Origin of the sequence: Dactylosporangium vinaceum (assembly GCF_019904175.1) — a bacterium.
Taxonomy (GTDB): Bacteria; Actinomycetota; Actinomycetes; order Mycobacteriales; family Micromonosporaceae; genus Dactylosporangium; species Dactylosporangium vinaceum.
The window spans coordinates 7,939,778-7,959,539 of the sequence record NZ_CP061913.1; the positions used below are offsets into that span (position 1 = coordinate 7,939,778).

General features: G+C 72.4%; 17 protein-coding genes. 7 read left to right on the forward strand and 10 right to left on the reverse strand.

The features are described from left to right. Positions 1–26: 26 nt before the first annotated feature. Positions 27–899, reverse strand: a complete 873-nt coding sequence (sigJ, locus tag Dvina_RS35620; protein WP_246655537.1) for an RNA polymerase sigma factor SigJ — start codon at positions 897–899, stop codon at positions 27–29. A 109-nt stretch (positions 900–1,008) separates the two neighbouring features. Beyond that, entirely contained in the window at positions 1,009–2,442 is a 1,434-nt protein-coding gene (locus Dvina_RS35625) for a WGR domain-containing protein (protein WP_223093664.1), read from the reverse strand. 180 nt (positions 2,443–2,622) lie between these two features. Between Dvina_RS35625 and Dvina_RS35630 the strand changes: the two genes are divergently transcribed. Genes Dvina_RS35630 through Dvina_RS35640 form a run of 3 tightly spaced genes read left to right on the forward strand, consistent with a single transcriptional unit; the run spans position 2,623 to position 6,209 of the window. Continuing rightward, positions 2,623–4,350 (forward strand): elongation factor G, encoded by a 1,728-nt coding sequence (locus Dvina_RS35630; protein WP_223093665.1) that lies wholly within the window; start codon positions 2,623–2,625, stop codon positions 4,348–4,350. 10 nt (positions 4,351–4,360) lie between these two features. Beyond that, positions 4,361–5,293, forward strand: coding sequence for a DUF389 domain-containing protein (locus Dvina_RS35635; protein ID WP_223093666.1), 933 nt, complete (start codon positions 4,361–4,363; stop codon positions 5,291–5,293). Further along, positions 5,286–6,209: a small ribosomal subunit Rsm22 family protein gene (locus tag Dvina_RS35640; protein WP_223093667.1), complete on the forward strand. Its 924-nt coding sequence runs from the start codon at positions 5,286–5,288 to the stop codon at positions 6,207–6,209. Before Dvina_RS35635 ends, Dvina_RS35640 begins: the two co-directional genes overlap by 8 nt. Before the next feature lies 1 nt (position 6,210). On the opposite strand, the gene Dvina_RS35645 is transcribed toward Dvina_RS35640, so the two are convergent. Next, positions 6,211–8,058 carry a glycoside hydrolase family 9 protein gene (locus tag Dvina_RS35645; RefSeq protein ID WP_343217045.1) on the reverse strand — a complete coding sequence of 616 codons (1,848 nt, stop codon included), beginning with the start codon at positions 8,056–8,058 and terminating at the stop codon, positions 6,211–6,213. Positions 8,059–8,282: 224 nt separating this feature from the next. Here Dvina_RS35645 and Dvina_RS35650 point away from each other — a divergent pair, with 224 nt between their 5' ends. The 3 genes from Dvina_RS35650 to Dvina_RS35660 are packed head-to-tail and all read left to right on the forward strand — an operon-like array spanning position 8,283 to position 11,892. Next, the gene (locus Dvina_RS35650) at positions 8,283–8,807 is read left to right on the forward strand and encodes a PadR family transcriptional regulator (RefSeq protein WP_223093668.1); all 525 of its coding nucleotides are present in this window, start codon (positions 8,283–8,285) and stop codon (positions 8,805–8,807) included. Positions 8,808–8,836: 29 nt separating this feature from the next. Continuing rightward, the gene (locus Dvina_RS35655) at positions 8,837–9,514 is read left to right on the forward strand and encodes an ABC transporter ATP-binding protein (RefSeq protein WP_223093669.1); all 678 of its coding nucleotides are present in this window, start codon (positions 8,837–8,839) and stop codon (positions 9,512–9,514) included. Continuing rightward, the gene (locus tag Dvina_RS35660; RefSeq protein WP_223093670.1) at positions 9,511–11,892 is read left to right on the forward strand and encodes an ABC transporter permease; all 2,382 of its coding nucleotides are present in this window, start codon (positions 9,511–9,513) and stop codon (positions 11,890–11,892) included. The genes Dvina_RS35655 and Dvina_RS35660 overlap by 4 nt, the downstream gene beginning before the upstream one ends. Positions 11,893–12,150: 258 nt before the next feature. Here the strand turns inward: Dvina_RS35660 and Dvina_RS35665 are convergent, their stop codons facing one another. Genes Dvina_RS35665 through Dvina_RS35675 form a run of 3 tightly spaced genes read right to left on the reverse strand, consistent with a single transcriptional unit; the run spans position 12,151 to position 13,815 of the window. Then, entirely contained in the window at positions 12,151–13,017 is an 867-nt protein-coding gene (locus tag Dvina_RS35665; RefSeq protein WP_223093671.1) for an alpha/beta fold hydrolase, read from the reverse strand. Beyond that, positions 13,014–13,607: a P-loop nucleotide/nucleoside kinase family protein gene (locus Dvina_RS35670; RefSeq protein WP_223093672.1), complete on the reverse strand. Its 594-nt coding sequence runs from the start codon at positions 13,605–13,607 to the stop codon at positions 13,014–13,016. Before Dvina_RS35670 ends, Dvina_RS35665 begins: the two co-directional genes overlap by 4 nt. A gap of 46 nt (positions 13,608–13,653) precedes the next feature. Continuing rightward, positions 13,654–13,815, reverse strand: coding sequence for a hypothetical protein (locus tag Dvina_RS35675; protein ID WP_223093673.1), 162 nt, complete (start codon positions 13,813–13,815; stop codon positions 13,654–13,656). A gap of 98 nt (positions 13,816–13,913) precedes the next feature. Between Dvina_RS35675 and Dvina_RS35680 the strand changes: the two genes are divergently transcribed. Continuing rightward, the gene (locus Dvina_RS35680) at positions 13,914–14,807 is read left to right on the forward strand and encodes a hypothetical protein (RefSeq protein WP_223093674.1); all 894 of its coding nucleotides are present in this window, start codon (positions 13,914–13,916) and stop codon (positions 14,805–14,807) included. A 290-nt stretch (positions 14,808–15,097) separates the two neighbouring features. On the opposite strand, the gene Dvina_RS35685 is transcribed toward Dvina_RS35680, so the two are convergent. From Dvina_RS35685 to Dvina_RS35700, 4 genes are all read right to left on the reverse strand, one after another. Beyond that, positions 15,098–15,790: an HAD family hydrolase gene (locus Dvina_RS35685; protein ID WP_223093675.1), complete on the reverse strand. Its 693-nt coding sequence runs from the start codon at positions 15,788–15,790 to the stop codon at positions 15,098–15,100. Positions 15,791–15,861: 71 nt separating this feature from the next. After that, a complete protein-coding gene (locus tag Dvina_RS35690; RefSeq protein WP_223093676.1) occupies positions 15,862–16,173 on the reverse strand; it encodes a tyrosine-protein phosphatase in 312 nt (103 codons plus the stop codon). After that, positions 16,173–16,904, reverse strand: a complete 732-nt coding sequence (locus tag Dvina_RS35695; protein ID WP_223093677.1) for a peptidylprolyl isomerase — start codon at positions 16,902–16,904, stop codon at positions 16,173–16,175. Before Dvina_RS35695 ends, Dvina_RS35690 begins: the two co-directional genes overlap by 1 nt. Before the next feature lie 74 nt (positions 16,905–16,978). Beyond that, a complete protein-coding gene (locus Dvina_RS35700) occupies positions 16,979–19,741 on the reverse strand; it encodes a cellulose-binding domain-containing protein (protein WP_246655538.1) in 2,763 nt (920 codons plus the stop codon). Between the last annotated feature and the right edge of the window lie 21 nt (positions 19,742–19,762).

Sequence of the window (19,762 nt, forward strand, 5' to 3'; positions counted from 1 at the left end):
CAGCATCCGGGCACAACCCGGACGGGTCAGCCGTTTGTCCAGGTCCGCAGCTTCTCCGGGTTGCGCACGGCCCAGATGCGGGTGATCCGGTCGCCGGCCGCCTCGAACGCCATCACGGTTGTGGTGACGCCGCCGACCTGCGCCACGAGCCCGGGCTGGCCGTTGACTGTCCGCTCCAGCACGGTGAGCTCCGGCCCCAGCGTGAGGATGCGGATCATCCCCTGCGCGATCGCCGCGGCCCCGACCACCGGCTCCAGCAGTGCCGGCACGATCCCCCCGCCGTCGGACACGGCGACCGCATCCGGGTCGAGGACGCCGATCAGCGCGTCGATGTCCCTGGCCGCCCAGGCCCGCGCGAACTGGCGCACGAGCCCGGCCTTGCGCTCGGCCGAGGCCCGCTCGACCCGGGCCGACTCGATGCGCCGCCGGGCCGACGACGCGAGCTGCCGGCACGCCCCCGGCGACCGTCCGACGACGGCGGCGACCTCGGCGAAGGAGTACCGGAAGACGTCGTGCAGCACGAACGCGACCCGCTCGGCCGGCGTCATGTTCTCCAGCACCACGAGGAACGCCATGTTGACTGACTCGTCGAGCGTGACCCGGTCGGCGGGGTCCGCGCCCGCGCCGCCGTCGGTGTCGCCGGGCAGCGGCTCCGGGATCCACTCGCCGACGTAGCGCTCCCGCCGCACCCGCGCCGACCCGAGCAGGTCCAGGCAGATCCGGCTGGTCACGGTCGTGAGCCAGGCCCCGGGTGAGGCGATGCCGCGGCGCTTGTCGGGCGCGAGGGCGTACCACCGCGCGAACGCCTCCTGCACGACGTCCTCGGCGTCGGCGAGCGACCCCAGCAGCCGATACGCCACGTTGAGCAGCTGCCGCCGCTCATCCATGACCGCGCTCATCACGCACCACCTCCACGGGGCCCGACGACGCAGCCCCCTGAAGTGTCAGCCGGCCGGCCGGGCGGAGCCGGGGGCGGCCGCTGCGGGCCGCCCCCGGGAGGGGCTGGGGTCAGACCAGCTTCTTGATGTCGCCCAGGGCGCGGTAGAAGCCGCCGCGGGAGGACTCGCGGATCTCGGAGACCAGGTAGCGGGCGTTGGGCTCGCGGATGCCCTTCGGGAACTGGACCTGCCAGTCGCGGTGGTAGCCGTCGCTCAGGACGCGGATGCGCAGGCGGGAGCCCTCCTGGATGCACTCGACGATCACGCCGTCGCCGGCGGCGGTGTCGGCGGCGCGGGTGAGCTCGACGGTTGTCGACGGGGCCACGCGGGTCATCGCGGCCGGGGCCTTGACGTCGACGAACTCCGGCACGACGCCCTGCTCGGCCGCGCGGACGGCCTCCTCGCTGGCGTCGATGCAGGCCAGGGAGCCGTCGGTGGTGACGATGTAGAGGCGCTCGTCGTGGTACTGCATCGAGTATGCGCTGCCGCAGCCCGTGCCCAGCTTCCACAGGCGGGTGCCGTCGGCGGCGAAGCAGTAGACGGAGGAGCGGTGGTCGCCGGCGAAGACGTAGCGGCCGCCGGGGGCGGTGGCGTTGGAGAAGATGGTGTCGTCGCAGCGGTAGGTGACGCCGGGCCGGCCGGACTTGGTGAACTGCAGGACGGAGTTGGAGGACATGCCCGAATACACCGAGTCGGCCTCCTGCCAGCCGAAGAGCACGGCGCCCTTCGTCGGCTGATACCAGTTTTCGTCGCCGGTGCGCCAGTCGTAGCTGGTCACGCCGCGGCCGTGGCCGTGGTAGACGGCGTCGGCGTCGCAGCGGACCATCCAGCCGGCGGCGCCGTGGCCCTGGCGGCGCCACAGGAACTCGTCCTCGTGGTCGATCGCGCAGATGCCGCCCTTGGCGTCGGAGACACCGAGGATGCTGTCGTGGATGTCGAGCCAGTAGATGTCGATGTCGGGGGCGATGGTGTACGCCAGCCGCGGCACCTTGCCGGACAGGTCGTAGACGTTGCCGTCGTCGCAGCCGGCGTAGATCCAGGCGTCGTCGGCGACGATGCACTTCACGCCGTCGGGCAGCTGATACTGCCGCTCGACGGTGGCGTCGTGGCGCAGGACGGTGATCGCGCCCTTCTCGTTGCCGACCATGCAGACGTCTTTGTCGATGAAAATGCCGAAGGCGGGCGCGCCCGAGCGGTACTTCCACAGCACCGGCGCGGTCTTCGCGGTCGAGTGCTGGCTGACGATCACGCGGCGGGTCACCGAGCGCGGCGCGCGCTGGCCCGGCACGGCCGGCGCGTAGCCCTTGCGGACCTTCTCGCCGATCTTCTTGGTGGCGTCGGCCTGGGCCTTCGCGCCATCGGCGTAGGTCTTGGTCGTGGTCTGCCCGGCGTCGCCGATGCGCCCGTAGCGGACAGTCATCTGGTTGCCGTCGACAGTGCACTCCCAGAACTTGTGTGCGCTCCCGGTGTCCTCGGACAGTTCCAGATACGTCGTCTGCGCCATCGACCCGAGCCTCTCTCACGTCCAGTAGATGGCCGACACAATAGCGACGGGGTACGACAAGAAACGCGGTACAGTCACCGGCAGCAGTGCACAGCCGCACGAGTGAGGAGCAGGACATGCGCCGACAGGTCATCACGCCCCGGCCTTCGTCCGCCTCGCCCGTGAAGGACCTGACCCGCTGTGAGCATCCTCAATCTCGGCATCGTCGCGCACGTCGACGCCGGTAAGACAAGCCTGACCGAGCGTCTGCTGTTCGACGCCGGCGTCATCGACCGCCTCGGCAGCGTCGACTCGGGCAGCACCCAGACCGACTCGCTCGACCAGGAGCGCCGCCGCGGCATCACGATCAAGACCGCGGTCGCCACGTTCCGGCTCGGTGAGCTCACCGTCAACCTCATCGACACGCCCGGCCACCCCGACTTCATCGCCGAGGTCGAGCGGGCCCTGCGCGTGCTCGACGGGGCGATCCTGGTGGTCTCCGCGGTCGAGGGCATGCAGGCCCAGACCCGGATCCTGCTGCGCACCCTGCGGCGGCTGCACGTCCCGACGCTCGTGTTCATCAACAAGACCGACCGGACGGGCGCCGACCCCGACCGCGTGCTCCGCCAGATCGGCCACCAGGCCATCCCCATGTGGCGCGAGCACGAGGCGGCCCTCGCCGAGAGCGACGACGAGGCACTGCAGTCCTACCTGGACGATCGGCCGATCGACATCGGCCGGCTCACCGCGCAGGCCAAGGTGTTCCCGGCGTACAAGGGCAGCGCCATCACCGGCGAGGGCATCGACGAGCTCACCCGGGCCATCGCCCGGCACCTCCCGGCCGCCGCGGAGGACGCCGAAGCCGAGCTGCGCGCCACCGTATTCAAGATCGACCGGGACCGCACGGCCCACGTGCGGGTCTTCGCGGGCGTGCTGCGCGCCCGGACCCGGGTGAACGACGACAAGGTCACCGCCATCGACGACGGCCGGCGCGAGCACATCGGCCCGGGCGAGATCGGCCGGGTGCACGGCCTGCGCACGGTCCGCATCGGCGACACGCTCGGCACCGGGAGCGCTCACGGCGCCGTGTTCGCCCCGCCCACCATGGAGGCCACCGTCGAGCCGGTCGACCCGGGGCAGCGCCGGGCACTGCACGGCGCGCTGCAACGCCTGGCCGAGCAGGACCCGCTCATCGACCTGCGCCTCGACGAGGAGCGCGGGGAGCTCAAGGTCAAGCTGTACGGCGAGGTCCAGCGGGAGGTCATCCGCGACACGCTCGCCGAGGAGTACGGCCTGGCCGTCACGTTCGGCGCCACCGTCACGCTGCACCTGGAGCGCCCGGCCGGCCGGGGCCGCGCCGGGGCCGTCATCGGCAAGGACGGCAACCAGCACATGGCGACCCTGGAGCTCGAGATCGCCCCCGGCGAGGGTCTCGAGGTGCGCCTCGACGTGCCGTTCGAGCATCTGCCCTTGTACGTCTACAAGACCGTCGCCAACTTCCAGGACTCGATGCTCAGGTACGTCCGCGCCGCCCTCGCCCGCGGCGGACGGCACGGCTGGGACGTCGACGACGCCCGCGTCACGGTCACGCGATGCGGCTACATCTCACCGGTGAGCACCGCCGGTGACTTCCGCCGCCTGAGCGCCGAGCTCGTGCCCCGGGCCCTGGCCCGAGCCGGGACCGTGCTGTGCGAGCCCGTGCACCGCTTCACGCTTGACGGCCCGGTGGGAGCGCTCACAGCCACGCTCGGTGCCCTGCCCCGCTTCGGTGCGGTCCCGGAGCCGCCGGACGTGGGCCCGGCCCGCTTCACCGTGCAGGGCACGATCCCGGCGGTCCGCCTGCCCGAGCTGGAGCGGGCCCTGCCCGGCCTCACCCACGGCGAGGGCACGGTGGAGGCGGCCTTCGAGGGCTTCCGGCCGCGGTCGTGATAATGGTCGGGTGCTGCACTTGAGAGTGATCAGTCCGCCGGAGGCGACCGAGCGCGTGGTCGGGCTGCTGAACCGGGAGGCCGGGGCGACGAACGTCATCGTCATGCCCGGCGCGGCCCGGGAGCCGGCCGGTGACGTCGTGCTCGCCGACGTCGTGCGGGAGTCCGCCAGCCCCGTGCTGTCGGCGCTGCGGGAGCTCGGCATCGAGGAGCGCGGGTCGATCGCCATCGAGAACGTCGACGTGTCGCTGTCGCGCACGGCCGAGCGGGCGGCCGACGCGGCGCCCGGGCTGTCCGGGGACGCGGTCGTGTGGGACGAGATCGAGCAGAAGACCGGGCAGGAGACCGAGCTGTCCGGGACGTTCCTGGCGATGCTGGCCATCGCGACGGTCATCGCCGGCATCGGCGTGCTGCTCGACCAGCCGATCCTCATCGTCGGCGCGATGGTCGTCGGGCCGGAGTTCGGGCCCCTCGCGTCGCTGTGCGTCGGGATCGTGCGGCGGCGCGGGCGGCCGGTCCGGCGGGCGCTCGTCGCCCTGGCCGTCGGCTTCCCGGCCGCGATCGCGGTGACGGTCCTGACCACCTGGGGCCTGGATCTGCTCGGCCTGGTGGACAAGGGCATGCTGCTGCGCGACCGGCCGCTCACCGACTTCATCTGGCGGCCCGACGCGCTGTCCTGGGTCGTCGGGTTCTTCGCGGGCGTCGCCGGCATGTTGTCGCTGACCTCGGCCAAGGCCGGGCCGCTCATCGGGGTGCTCATCTCGGTCACGACGGTGCCGGCGGCGGCGAACATCGCGGTGGCCCTCGCCTACGGGGTGCCCCACGAGGCCGGCGGCTCCGCGCTGCAGCTGCTGATCAACCTGGCCGCGATCGTCGTGGCCGGCGTGGCGACGCTGCTGGTGCTGCGCACGCTGTGGCGCACCGGGCGCAAGCGGCATGCCTGAGCTGCGCGAGGCGCTCGACGCGCTGCTGGCCGACGTGCCGCCGGCCCGGCTCACCGACTCGGTGCGCCGGCTCATCGAGGTGTACCGCAGCGGCCTGCCAGCCGGCGAGCCGTTGATCCGCAACATGGTGGATGCGACGGCGTACGCGGCGTACCGGATGCCGGCGACGCACGCCGCGGTCGTCGCCGCGCTCGCGACGCTGCCGGCGATCGCTCCGCGCAGCCACGTCGACCTCGGCGGCGGCACCGGAGCCGCGGCCTGGGCGGTCCAGGAGCGCTACGGCACGATGCCGCACACCGTGCTGGACCAGGTGCCGGAGGCCCTGAAGCTCGGCGAGCGCATCGCCAAGCAGTACACCTGGCAGCCGTGGCAGCTCGGCGAGCCGGTGCCCGCGGCCGACCTGGTCACGGCGTCGTACGTGCTCACCGAGCTCGACGAGGAGCAGCAGCACACCCTCGTCGAGCAGGCGGCCACAGCCGCGGGCACGGCCGTGGTGCTGATCGAGCCCGGCACCCCGCCCGGCTACCGCCGCATCCTCGCCGCCCGCGACCAGCTGCTGCGCCGGGGCTGGCACATCGCCGCGCCGTGCCCGCACGAGCTCGCGTGCGGCCTGCAGGGCAGGGACTGGTGCCACTTCGCCGCGCGGGTCAACCGCTCGTCGCTGCACCGCCGGCTCAAGGAGGCGAGCCTCGGCTACGAGGACGAGAAGTTCAGCTTCGTGGCCGCCGTGCCCGGCCCGGCCGGAACGCGGGGCCGGATCGTCAGGCATCCCGCGTTCCGCAAAGGGCTCGTCACGCTGCAGGTGTGTCAGCCCGATACGACCGTCGGGCCCGTGCTGGTGTCCAAGCGGGAGGGCCAGGTGTACAAGGCCGCCCGCGATGCGGAGTGGGGCGACGCCTGGCCGCCCCCGGGCTGAGTCACGTCTGGTCGGCCACGAACGACGACACCCAGGCCAGCGACGCGTTCCAGTTGATGGTCAGCTCGTTCGTCGACCACGACATGATGTCGTCCATGTAGCACAGCTGCGGCTTGCACCCGCGCAGCGCGTTGCCGGCGACCTCGTCCTGCAGCTGCGAGTTGGGGCCGCCGGCGAGGGTGCCGCGCGGCGGGTTCGGCAGCTTCGGGTCGAGCTGGTGGGCGTACCAGCGGCTGTGCTGGTTCTTGGACGCCTTCTCGCCGTAGCCGGTGACGTAGGACTGGTTGAGCCCGTTGCGGCCGAGGATGTAGTCCATCCCGGAGAGCACGCCGTCGCGGTACTTCGCCTTGCCGGTCAGGTCGAACGCGGTGGCGACGACGGCCAGGTTGTTGAGGATCTGGCTGTTCGAGCCCCAGTCGTAGCCGCCGCTCGGCGCGTACGGCTGCCCGTAGGACTGGCCGGCCATCGTCTTGAGGTAGCGGTCGGCCCCGTCCACGACGGACTGCCGGACCCGCTCCCGGTCGCCCAGCCGGTTGTCCACGGTGGCCAGGTCGAGCCGGCCCAGGGCCGCGGTCGCCCGCCAGTCGAACGGTGCGGCGAACACGTCGGCCCGGTGCAGCGGCGAGCTCGTCACGGCCGTGCCGTACTGCTTCTCGCCGGTGGTGATGAACAGCTCGGCCGCGGCCCAGTAGAACTCGTCGCCGACGTCGGTGTCGCCGTAGGCGCCGCCGCCCGTCGAGTCGGAGTCCGGCGCGTACATGGTCGGGTGGGCCAGGGCCGCCGCGTACGCGGTCCGCGCGGCGGTGAGCAGCTTGGCCGCGTACGCCTTGTCGTAGGGCTCGAAGACCCGGGCCCCCTGCGCGGCCGCGGCGGCCAGGTTGAGGGTCGCGGCGGTCGACGGGGCGTGCAGCTGCCGCTGCTGGGTGTCGGCGGCCGGGTCGGTCGGCAGCGCGGTCCAGCCGGCGTCGTGGACCTTGTGGTGCGCCATCCCGGCCAGCGGCTCACCCGCCGGGACCTGCATCTTCGTGAGGAAGTCGAGCTCCCAGCGGGCCTCGGCGAGCACGTCCGGGGTCTTGCCGCCGTGCTCGGGCAGGCGCAGCGCCCGGGCCTGTGACGCCTTCGGTGAGCGCTCGTAGAGGCTCATCAGCTGGGCGACCGAGATGCCGCCGTTGACGACGTACTTGCCCTGGTCGCCGGCGTCGTACCAGCCGCCGGTGACGTCGAGGGTGTAGTTGCAGCCGGTCCCGGGCACGCACGGGACCTTCGAGTCGCCGCCGTTGGGGGTGTCGGCGGTGTGCCCGGCCTTGCGGGCGTAGCCGGGCGCGATGGCCCCGTCGATGGCGACGCCGCTGCGCTGCGGATAGAAGAAGGACAGGGCGTCCACGCTGAGCTGCCGGTACGCCTTCGGGTCGAGGTCGAACGGCAGGCTGCTGCGCCCGTCCACCTCGAGGGTGTAGGTGTGACCGCTGCCCCGGTACGCGCTGAAGTCGACGACGTGGGTGGACTGCCCGGAGGAGGCGTCCAGGCCGCGGGGTTCGGACTCGCCGGCGGCGACGACCTTGCCGGCGTTGTCCTTGAGCTGCCACGCCAGCGGCCGGGCGGAGTCCGACACGACGGTGGCCCGCTTGGGGCCGTCCGGCAGGTAGCCGACCTGGTTGACGCGCACGGGCGTGTCCGGGATGTGGTCGGGGGTGGCCGGGAACGCGTAGGCGCTGTCGGCGCTCGTCCCGGGCAGTCCGCTCTCGCGGGTGGAGAACACGACTGGCACTACGACGGCGGGCACGGCGACGGCGACGGCCACGGCGGCCAGGCGCGCGCGGCGGGACTGCATGAAGGCGGGCAGGTGCACGGAGCTCCTTCCGGTCGGGTGAGGGTGTTCCGGGCGACGCTAGCTACGAACAAGTCGCGCTAACCGGACAAAACACCCCACCGTGGCGCCGGTCACACTTCGCGCATTGCGGTTGGCACGAATCGCCGTACAAATGCAGGGCCCTGTTGTATGAAATGCCTGATCAGCATGCTCTACACCACACGTATACACAGCATGTATACGTGTGGTGTAGAGTCCCGGCCATGTCCATCGGTCAAGCGTTTCTGGGGCTGCTCGAAGCCCGCCCCCGCCACGGGTACGACCTGAAGCGGGCCTACGACGAGCGCTTCGGCATCGACCGGCCGCTCGCCTACGGGCAGGTGTACGCGACGCTGTCCCGGCTGCTGAAGCACGGCCTGGTAAGCGTCGACAGCGTCGAGTCGGGCGAGGGCCCGGACCGCAAGCGCTACGCGATCACCGACGCCGGGGTCGCCGACGTCGAGCAGTGGCTGGCGCAGCCGGAGAAGCCGGAGCCGTACCTGCAGAGCACCCTGTACATGAAGGTCGTGCTCGCCCTGATGAGCGGCCGGGCCGCCGCCGACGTGCTCGACACCCAGCGCGCCGAGCACCTGCGGCTGATGCGCGAGCTGACCCGCCGCAAGAGCGCCGGCGACCTGTCCGACCAGCTCATCTGCGACCACGCGCTCTTCCACCTCGAGGCCGATCTGCGCTGGCTGGAGCTCACCGCCGCGCGCCTCGACGACCTGGCAAAGGATGTGCGTCCGTGAATGGTTCGCAGCGAGGCGGAGGCGACGGCATGCCCACACTGCTGTCGGCCGACGACCTGTACAAGACGTTCGGCGCCACCCAGGCCCTGGCCGGCGCCTCGATGTCGGTCGCGGCCGGCGAGGTCGTGGCCGTCATGGGCCCGTCCGGCTCCGGCAAGTCGACGATGCTGCACTGCCTGGCCGGGATCCTGCGGCCCGACGCGGGCCGGGTCATGTACCGCGACCAGGAGCTCTCCGCCATGTCCGACGGCCGCCGCAGCGCCCTGCGCCGCAGCGAGTTCGGCTTCGTCTTCCAGTTCGGCCAGCTCGTCCCCGAGCTCACCTGCCTGGAGAACGTCGCCCTGCCCCTGCGCCTGGACGGGGTCCGCCGCCGCGACGCCGAGCAGCGGGCCCGCGACTGGCTGGAACGCCTGGAGATCGACGACGTGACGACCAAGCGGCCCGGCGAGGTCTCCGGCGGCCAGGGCCAGCGCGTCGCCGTCGCCCGGGCGCTCGTCACCGGGGCCCGGGTGGTGTTCGCCGACGAGCCGACAGGCGCCCTGGACTCCCTCAACGGCGAGCGGGTCATGCGGCTGTTCACCGCGGCCGCCCGGGAGAACGGCGCCGCCGTCGTGCTCGTCACGCACGAGCCGCGGGTCGCCGCCTACTCCGACCGCGAGATCGTCGTGCGCGACGGCCGGGCCCTCGACCTGGAGCGGACCCGATGAGCGCACCGCGCCCGCACGCCCGCCCCGGCGCGCTGCGGCGCTGGTCGTCCGAGGTCGGGCTCGGCGCGAAGCTGGCCATCGGCGGCGGCCGGGAAGGGCTCGTCCGCACGGTGCTGACCGCGCTCGGGGTCGGCCTGGGGGTGGCGGTCCTGCTGCTGTCCGTGTCGATCCCGGGGATCCTCGACGGCCGCCACGTGCGCACCGACGCCCGCGACGACCTGCACTACGGCAGCGAGGAGCCGGCCCGCAGCGACACGTCGGTGCTCATGCTGCCGATCCAGAGCTCCTACCACGACCGCGCCGTGACGGGCCGCTTCATCCAGCCCGACGGCGCCCACCCGATCCTGCCGCCGGGCGTGCCGGCGCTGCCGCCGGTGGGCTCGATCGTCGTCTCCCCGGCCCTGCGCGACCTGCTCGCGTCGCCGGACGGGGCCCTGCTGCGCGCCCGCTTCCCGCAGCCGATCAGCGGCACGATCGGCAAGGAAGGACTTTCAGGCCCTAACGAGTTGTACTTCTACGGCTCCCGCGCCGACCTGGCGCAGGACCAGCCCCAGGTGCTGCGGCTCACGCACTACGGGTCCGAGAGCAGCAACGATCCGCTCAACCCGGTCCTGCTGCTGCTGGTCGTCGTCATCTTCGTCGTGCTGCTCATGCCCGTGGCCATGTTCGTCGCCGCCGCCACCCGCTTCGGCGGGGAGCAGCGCGACAGGCGCCTCGCCGCGGTCCGGCTGGTCGGGGCGGACACGTGGATGACGCGCCGGATCGCCGCCGGTGAGGCGGTCGTCAGCGCCGCGCTCGGGGTGCTCATCGGCCTCGGGTTCTTCTTCGCCGCCCGGTCCGTCGCCGAGCGCTTCGAGCTGGCCGGGCTGAGCGTGTACGCCTCCGACGTGCGGCCCACCCCACTGCTGGCGGGGGCGATCGTGGTCGCGGTACCACTTGCGGCTCTGCTCATGACGCTCCTGGCTCTTCGCCGGGTCGTCGTCGAGCCGCTCGGTGTCGTGCGCAAGGCGGTGGCCAGGGCGAAGCGGCGGCTGTGGTGGCGGCTGCTGCCCCTGCTGGGCGGGGCCGCGCTGCTCGTGCCGCTCCTCGGCGGGCACCGCACCGAACGGTTCAACGTGTGGCAGGCGGCGTTCGGCATCATCCTGCTGCTGCTCGGCCTGGCCACCCTCCTGCCGTGGCTGTTCGACAGGCTTGTCACCCGCCTCAGCTCCGGCGGCCCGGTCGCCTGGCAGATCGCGATCCGCCGGCTGCAGCTGTCCCACGACAGCGCGCTGCGGGCGGTCAACGCGGTGGCGGTCGCCGTGGCCGGGACGATCGCGCTGCAGATGCTGTTCGCGGCGGCCCAGGCGCAGAGCACCGCGCCCACCGACCAGGACGTCACCCAGGTCCAGGCGGTCATGCGCACCGAGCTGGGCGGGCTCACCACCGTGCACAGCCAGGCCGAGGTCGAGGCCGCGCTGCGCGGCACGCCCGGCGTGAAGACCGCCCACTCGTATTACCAGCACTTCGGCGGCCCGATCGGCGCCGGCGACCGGGACTTCCTCGAGATGGTCGTGGCCGACTGCGACACGCTGCGCCTGATGGCCAGCCTGCCGTCGTGCGCGGACGGGGACGTGTTCGCCGTCGACCCGGCCTCGATCCCGCCGGAGCAGCAGCCGCAGGGCCTGCTCGACGCCACCGCGCTCGGCGGCAAGGAGCTCGAGTTCGGCAAGGACGCCAAGGACGGCGCCGAGCCGATCCGCTGGAGCGCACCGGCCCGGCTCACGACGGTCAGGCAGCACCGCGACCCGTTCGGCTCCGAGCACACCGGCCTGCTCGTCACGCCGTCCGCGGCCCCGCCGATCGGCGCCGACGCGCACTTCTACACCTTCATCGGCATCGATCGGGCCACCCCCGACGTGGCCGAGCGCGTGCGCAACACGGCCATGTCGATCGGCCCGGCCAACGACGTCTTCATGCTCTCAGCGGTCGGCGTCGACAAGACGTTCGCGAGCATCCGCCGCGGCCTGTTCGCCGGCGCCACGGTCGTGCTCGTGCTCGTCGGGCTGAGCCTGCTCGTCAGCACCGTCGAGCAGCTGCGCGAGCGGCGGCGGACGTTCGCGGCGCTCGTCGCGTTCGGCACCCGGCGGGCCACGATGGCCTGGTCGATCCTGTGGCAGACCGCCGTGCCGGTCGCGCTCGGCCTGGTCACCGCCTCGATCATGGGCCTGATCCTCGGCTCGGCGCTGCTGCGGATCGTCGTCGTCGAGGTCCGCCCGGACTGGGCCGGCATCGGGGTCGTGGGCGCCATCGCGGCCGCCGTGGTCCTGCTGGTCACCGCGGCCAGCCTGCCGCCGCTGTTCCGGCTCATGCGCCCAGAGGGCCTGCGCTTCGAGTAGGTACGGCCCGGCGTACCCCTCCCCGCCATGGACACGACGGTGATCGTGGCGGGGCTGGGTCACCGCCTCGTGGCTGATCGGCTGCGACGCGCCGCCAGCACGGTCCGGGAGGCGGCCGGGTCCTGCGGGCCGGGACGCCACGCACGCCCTGCCGCCGTTCGCCGGGCTCGGCCTGAGCATGGGACTGCGTGACGCCGCCGCCCGGGCCTGGCGGGTGGCGTCGGGAACGGTCACGGTGATCCGCCCCGACCGGGTCGTTCAGCCGAGCACGTCCCGCAGCTTCGCCGCGAACTCCTCCGGCTTGCCCGCGTAGCCGTGCTCGCCGCCCAGGAATCCGCCGTGGTGGCTCGGGAACACGGTGGCGACCTGGCCCAGCGCGGCGGCCAGGCCCTCGGCGGTGCGGGCGGTGTAGGTGCCGGCCGACTCCTCGCCCACGGCGACCACGATCCGGGTCGGGGCGGCGGTCAGGGCGGCCACGTCCGGCCGGTAACCGGTGATCGCCCAGGAGCGCTTGGACAGCAGCGGGTCGTCGCGGGTGCCGTCGTCGGTCGCGGGCATGCCGAACGCGGCCGGGTCGGGCAGCGGCTGGGCGAAGAAGTCCTCGGTGAACTCGCCGGTCCACGCGGTCATCGCGATGAACGCGGCCATGCCTGCGCCGGTGCCCCCGGCCTCATAGGCGTCGTTGAAGCGCGCCTGGGCCCGGCCGGCCGCCTCGGCGTCCGGGAGCACGGCGTTGATCGGCGGCTCGTGCGCGACGAGCGTGCCGACGTCCTGCGGGTGGGCGGTGACCCACTCCAGGGCCGTCACCGCGCCGCCGCTGCTGGCGAACACGTCGACCGGGCCGGTGCCGAGCGCCGCGGCCAGCTCGTGCAGGTCGGCCGCCTGCTGCTGCGGGGTGTTGTCGGACCGGCCGTCGGCTCGGGTGCTGCGGCCCAGCCCGCGCGGGTCGTAGGTCACGACCGTGCGCTCCGGGAAGTGGCCGGCCAGGCAGCGGAACCCGTCAGCGGTCATCGGCTGGCCGATCATGAACAGCACGGGCCGCCCCCCGGCGGGTGGCAGCGGGCCGGCGACGTCGTACACCAGGTCGGCGCCCGGGAGCGAGAGCGTGTGCGTCGTCTGCGTCATGGGCTCAGCGTACGGTTGACCCAGGCGATGATGTGGGCGGCTGACTGTTCGGGCGACACGTCATCGGTCCGCACGACTAGGTCGACGGTGGCCCGCAGGTGCGCCGCGAAGGCCAGGTGCTTGTCGATCGCCCGCTCGCGCCAGCGGGGCCGGGCCTCCAGCCGGGCCGTGCGGACGTCATCGGGGCAGTCGAGGACGGCGAAGTACAGCTCCCGGATCCAGCGGCGACCGGCCAGCGCATCCAGCTGCTCGCGGGTGAACGGGGCCAGCAGGACCGTGGGCCGCCCGCTCTGGGCCGCGCCGTGGGCCACGCTCAGCCACGCGTCACGCAGCGCCGGCCAGTCGACCTCGCCGAACTCGCAGGCCCGCTCGAACGGCCCGATCAGCCAGTCGGCGTCGAACACCATGCACTCGGGCAGCCCCCGCACGAGGTGCGGCAACACCGTCGTCTTGCCGGAGCCGGAAGCGCCGGTGACGATGAACAGCGGCAGCCGGCGGGCGGGCTCGGTGTGGCCGCAGTCGGGGCAGACCGCGAGATCCCCGCGGGGTGCCATGGCGATGGGCTCGTCGCAGCGCTGGCAGTAGTGCACCGATCGACACTAGCGGCGCGCCGGAGGGGTGGCGGGCCGCCCTGCGCTACGAGACGACCCGGGTGAAGAAGTCGCCGAATCCGGTGCCCAGCTGGGCGATGAGCCCGCCGATGCCGCGGGCCACCCTCGCCGCCGCGTCCGGGCGGAACGCGATGAACCAGACGAGGAAGATGACCAGGCCGAACTGCAGTGTTTTCTTGAGCGTCATGGACCTTGCCCCGTGAGTCCTATTGGTGCATTGACCACCAAAGTAACCCGATCGAGGCAGGTTAGTGGGCGAAACGTGAACAAGCGATACTGGATATGATGTCTGTGCCAGCCGAGGTCCGCCGCCTGCCCAACCAGCCGGGCGTCTACCGGTTCCGCGACGCCGAGGCCAGGGTCCTCTACATCGGCCGGGCGACGCAGCTGCGCTCGCGGGTCGCGTCCTACTGGTCCGACCTGCGCGACCGCCCCCGCCTGCGCCGGATGACCCCGCTCATCAGCGCCGTCGAGGCCGTCGTCTGCGACTCGGTCCACGAGGCCGCCTGGCTCGAACGCAACCTGCTGCGCCGCCGCAAACCCCGCTGGAACCGCGCCCGCGACGGCCAGGAGTCAACCGTCCACATCGGACTCGAGGAGGGCCCGTCCAATCCGGGCCTCAAGGTGTTGTACTCCCCCGGCCCCGGCTACTTCGGCCCGTATCTCGGCGGCGCCCGCGCCCGCAACGCCGTCTCCGCCCTGCACCGCATCCGCCCGCTCGCCTACACCGCCGCCCGCCTCACCGGCGCCGAGCGCGACATGGCCGCCGCCCGCGGCGTCACCGCGGCCGACCGCGCCGCCCTCGCCACCTCCATCCGCGCCATCCTGGCCCGCGACCCCGCCGAACTGGCCACGGCCCGCGCCGACCTGATCGCCGCCCGCGACCGGGCATCCTCGAACCTGTCGTTCGAGCTGGCCGCGGAGATCCACGAGGAGCTGGAGGCGCTGGACTGGATCGTCAGCCCGCAGCGCACGGCAACGCTGGAGCCCACCGACCTGAGCGCCGCCGGCTGGTCGAACGGCATCCTGGTCCTGTTCCGGGTCCGCGCCGGCCGCCTGGACGAGTGGACCCAGCGCCCGTGCCCACCGGAGCGGGCGAAGCGCTACCTGACCGCCACGCCCGCCGACTGGCGCGACTTCGCCACCCGCAACGCGGAACTCGCCGCGTCGCTGCAGTAGGAGCCCGCCGCGCACCACAGCCGCCACCCCACCCGACCCGCACCGGCCGCGCACGGCACGGCACGGCACGGCACGGCACGGCACGGCACGGCACGGCACGGCACGGCACGGCACGGCACGGCACGGCACGGCACGGCACGGCACGGCACGGCACGGCACGGCACGGCACGGCACGGCACGGCACGGCACGGCACGGCACGGCACGGCACGGCACGGCACGGCACGGCACGGCACGGCACGGCACGGCACGGCACGGCACGGCACGGCACGGCACGGCACGGCACCAGGGATTATGCGGTGGCCAGGAGGGTCGCGAGGTCGGTGAGGTCGTCGACCGTGTCGGACGGGATGAACGAGTCGGGGTCGTCGCGATGCACCCCGGCGCCCGGGTAGCCCGCGTTCGTCACCAGGACCGGCCGCATCCCCGCGTCGCGGGCCCCCTGGTGCTCGCGGCTTCCACCGTCACCGACGTACCAGCACTCAGCCGGCTGCACGCCGAGCCGCCGGGCCGCCGTCGCGTAGAGCCGCGGCGCCGGTTTGCGGGCGCCCTCCTCCCACGAGAAGACAGCGGCGTCGATGAGCGGCGCGTAGTCCGTCCCGCTCCAGCCCTGGCACAGCTCCGCTCCGCAGTCGCTGAGCACGCCCAGGCGCATCCCGTGCCCGCGCAGGGACTTGAGCACGTCGAGCGCGCCGGGCCGGGGACGCCAGAGCGGTACTGACCCCGCATGATGGGCTTCGACGGCCGCATCCAGGCGCGCACCGGTCGCCTCCGTCCCGCAGCGCCGGGCCATCTCGGCCAGGATCGTCCGCGTGCCACCGAGCCGGCCGGTGATCCGCTCCGTGAACGACGTGGCCATCGCCGTCCAGAACGCCTCCGGCTCCACCCCGAGCGCGGCGGCCGTCACCGCGGCCGCACCCCGCCGGCCGCCCTCGATCCCCGGGTCGGTAAGCGTGCCGAAGAAGTCGAAGACGATCGCCCGCATCCCCAGACCTTACCGACGGGCCGGTGTCAACCAGGTGTCAGCGCGACGCCGCCGAGCGCCAGCGAGCCGCGTCAAGCCACAAGCCGATCGCACAGCGCGGTGAGCTGCGTGTCGGTGAGCCCGTGGGCGCGCAGGTACGCCTCCACGCCCCCGAACCGCTCGTCGACCCGCTCCAGCGCACCCCGGATCGTGGCCGGCTCACACTCGTCGGGCCGCTGCCAGCACACGGCGGAGTACGCGTAGTCCTCGGCGATCACCGCGTCCGGCACCCCCGCGACGCGCAGGAGGAGGGCGATCAGCATGCCGGTGCGGTCCTGGCCGGCGGCGCAGTGCACCAGGACCGCGCCGGGCGGCCTCGTCGGCGCCGCGCAGGTCGATCCCACTAGGCGTACGCGATCGTGACCTTCTGCAGGACGATCTCCGTCTTCGGCGGGCCGTCGCCGGTGCCGTTCGGGTCGGCGGCCACGCCGGCCGCGGCTACCTGGTCGATCAGGTCCATGCCCTTCGTGACCTGGCCCAGCATCGTGTAGTCGGTCTGGAGCTGGGTGTTGTCCTTGTAGTTGATGAAGAACTGGCTGCCGTTGCTCTCCGGCTGGCCCGTGTTCGCGATCGCCACGGTGCCGCGCAGGTACGGGGCGCCCGTGTTCTCGGTGGCGTAGCGGTACGCGGGGCCGCCGGTGCCTGTCGCGGACGGGTCGCCGCACTGGAGGACCCAGATGCCCTGGGTGGTGAGGCGGTGGCACTTGGTGTTGTCGAAGAACTGCTTGCCCGCCAGGTACGCGAAGCTCGCCGTCGAGCACGGAGCGCCCACGCCGTCCAGGGTGATCTCGATCGGGCCCAGGTTCGTCGTGATGCTCATCGTCGCCTTGGCGGCCTTCGGGGTCGCCGGTGGGACGCCGACGTCCTTGGTCGTCGCGTCGGCCGGCGACGGCTTGTACACGCAGCCGCCGGAGCGGGCCGGCGGGGCGGACGAGGGCCCGGTCGCAGTGGCGCCGGCGGCGTTGAGCGGACGGCCCTGGACCGGCTTGGTGCCGGTGTCCGTGCCGGCGGAGCAGCCGGTCAGCAGGAGTGAGCAGGCGAGAGCGGCGGTCACGGCACGGCGGCGCAGAGTCACATAGGTACCTTATGGCAAATCAGAAACGCCGGCCCCTGGAACCGGGGGCCGGCGTATCCGATCACAGCGAAACGTTACGAGACGGAGCAGGCCGTGCCGTTGAGCGTGAACGCCGTCGGCTTGGCGTTCGTGGTGTTGTTCCAGCTGGCCAGGAAGCCGAACTCGGCGGTGCCGCCGTTCGCGGCGATCACCTTCGTGTAGTCGGCGTTGGTGACTGTCACGTTCGCGCCCGACTGGGCGTTGACGCCGCCCCAGATCTGGTTGATGACCTGGCCGTTGGCGAATGTCCACTTCAGCGTCCACCCGTTGACGGCGGTGGCGGAGCCGTTGGTGATCTTCACCGAGCTCTGGAAGCCGCCGCCCCACTGGCCTGTCACGCTGTACGCCACGTTGCACGCGCCGGCCGGGACCGAGACGGACGCGGACGGTGACGTGGAGCGCGACGGCGAGCTGGACGCCGAGGCCGAGCGGGACACGGAGGCCGACACCGACGGCGACGCCGAGCGCGATCCGGACGCCGAGGGCGAGACGGAGTACGACGGCTGGGGGCCGGTGCGGTCGCCGTAGATGATGCCGCGGCCGTTGGTGCCGATGTAGACCCGGCCGTAGATGCGCGGGTCACCGGTGATCGCCTCGCCGATGTTGCCGTACTGGTGCGCGTCGTCGTTCACGCGCAGCCAGCTGGCCCCGGCGTCGTCGGAGCGGAAGACGCCCTTCTTGCCGTCGACCGTGCCGACGATGAACACCGCCGGGTTGGTGCGCCCGGGTGCCGCCTTGCCGAAGCCGACGTTCAGCGCGGCGGTCGCGGTGGCGAGCTTCGTGAACGAGGCCCCGGCATCGGTCGAGCGGTAGAGGCCGGTGTCGCCGGCCAGCCAGACCTCGCCTGTCGCCCCGGCCACGGCCTTGAACTTCGCCGTGGTCGGCAGCCCCGTGGCGGCGGTGGTGAAGCTGGCCCCGCCGTTCGTGCTGACGTAGAAACTGCCGGCGCTGTACCCGTAGAAGACGTTCGGGTTCACGCGGTCCGACTCGACTGTCGCGTTCTGGGGGATGCCGCTGGACTGGGTCCAGGTGTTGCCGTAGCCGACCGAGTAGACCACCGCGCTGTTCTTCGGCGCCCACAGGAACCGGGAGCCGTCGGCGTTGGCCGCGATGGTGCCGCCCTCGTTGATGCCCCCGGGCTCGGAGCCCTGGAACCAGTTCGCGCCGCCGTCGGTGGAGAACGCGGCGTGGCTGTCGTTGGGCCGGTCGGAGTCGGTGAAGTTGCCGGCGCGGACCATCACGCTCGGGTTGAGCTCGGCGTAGTCGAGGCTCGTGGTCGAGGTGAAGATCGGCTGCTTGAACATCGCCGCCGGTACCGCGTCGAGGTTGGTGTGGCGGAAGCCGCCGATGTCACCGAGGGCGGAGATCAGCGGGGCGCCGCTCGGCGGGCTGATCAGGTCGAGGACGGCGGTCTCCTCGAGGCCCGGGGCCATCGGCTTGATGGTGATCTGGCCGCCGGTGTCCCAGGTGGTCAGGTCGGTGCTGCCGTAGATCGTGGCGCCGGTGCCGTACATGAACCGGTTGGAGTTGAACGGGTCGATCTCGACGGACTCGTTCATCCAGCCGAGCTTCGGCGTGACCTCGGGCGGCTGCGGGTTGGTGCCGAAGTCGAGCCACGGCGCGCGGGTGATGTCCATCTTGTAGCGGAAGCTGCGGTTCGGATAGCTGGTGAAGTCCCAGATCCGGGTCCAGGTCGCGCCGCCGTCGGTGCTGCGGAAGAAGATGGCGTCCGGCCACCACGACACCTGCGTGGCCACCATGATCGTGTTCGGGTGCTGGCGGTCGATGGTCAGGCCGCTGTACCCGAAGTAGTCGTCGGAGCTGCTGGACGGGATGGGGCTGATCTGCGTCCACGCACCCGTGGCGGTGTTGTACTTCCACACGTCGCCCTTCGCCCCGTCGTACGGGCCGCCGGTGTCGCTGGTGGAGATGTACAGGTAGCCGCCGGCCGTGTCGAGGACGCCCTTGTGCGCGATGTATCCGGTCGGCTGCCCGGCCAGGCGGGACCAGGTGGTGCCGCCGTCAGTGCTGCGGTACACCGTGTTCTGCTTGTCCGCGACGCCGACGTAGATGGTCTGCGTGGTGTTGCCGGCGGTACCGCTGCGCTTGTCGAACGTCACCCAGACGATGCCCTGGTTGTCCGTCAGGTACCCGTTGGGGTCGGTCGGGTCCTGCGCGTAGTTGCCGGGGTTCGGGAACGCCGTGACCTTGGCCCAGGTGACACCGGAGTCGGTGCTGCGCCACAGGCCGTTGCCGCTGGGCGCACCGAGGTACAGAATCGAGTTCTTGTTGGGGTCGATGGCGAGCCGCTCACCCTGCCCGCGGCCGGGCATGTTGCCGCCCAGCTTGAACGGCAGGACACTTGTCTGCCAGGTCGCGCCCTTGTCGGAGCTGCGCAGGACCGCGCCGTTGTTCGGGTCCCAGCTGTTGGTGTACATGCCGGCGGCCACGTAGACCTTGTTGGGGTCGACGGAGTCGGTGGCCAGGCTGACGACGCCGTTGTACCCCCAGTTGTCCTGCCCCACCCAGTCGAGCAGCGGGACCCAGCGGTTGGTGGCGGTGTCGAGGCGATACGCCCCGCCGATATCGGTGCGTGCGTAGACCAGGCCGGACTGCGACTGGTTGAAGATGATGCCCGGCACGAAGCCGCCACCTTCGATCTGCACGTTCTTGAACGCGTAGGGGTCGGCGGCGGCGGCGTCCGCGGGCCGCGCGGCGGTCTGGACGGCGATGCCGATCGCCGCGACCGCCACGGCCGCCACGGCTGCGGCGCCGACCCTCCTGGATCTGGTCCTCATCGATCTGAATGGCATGCGCGG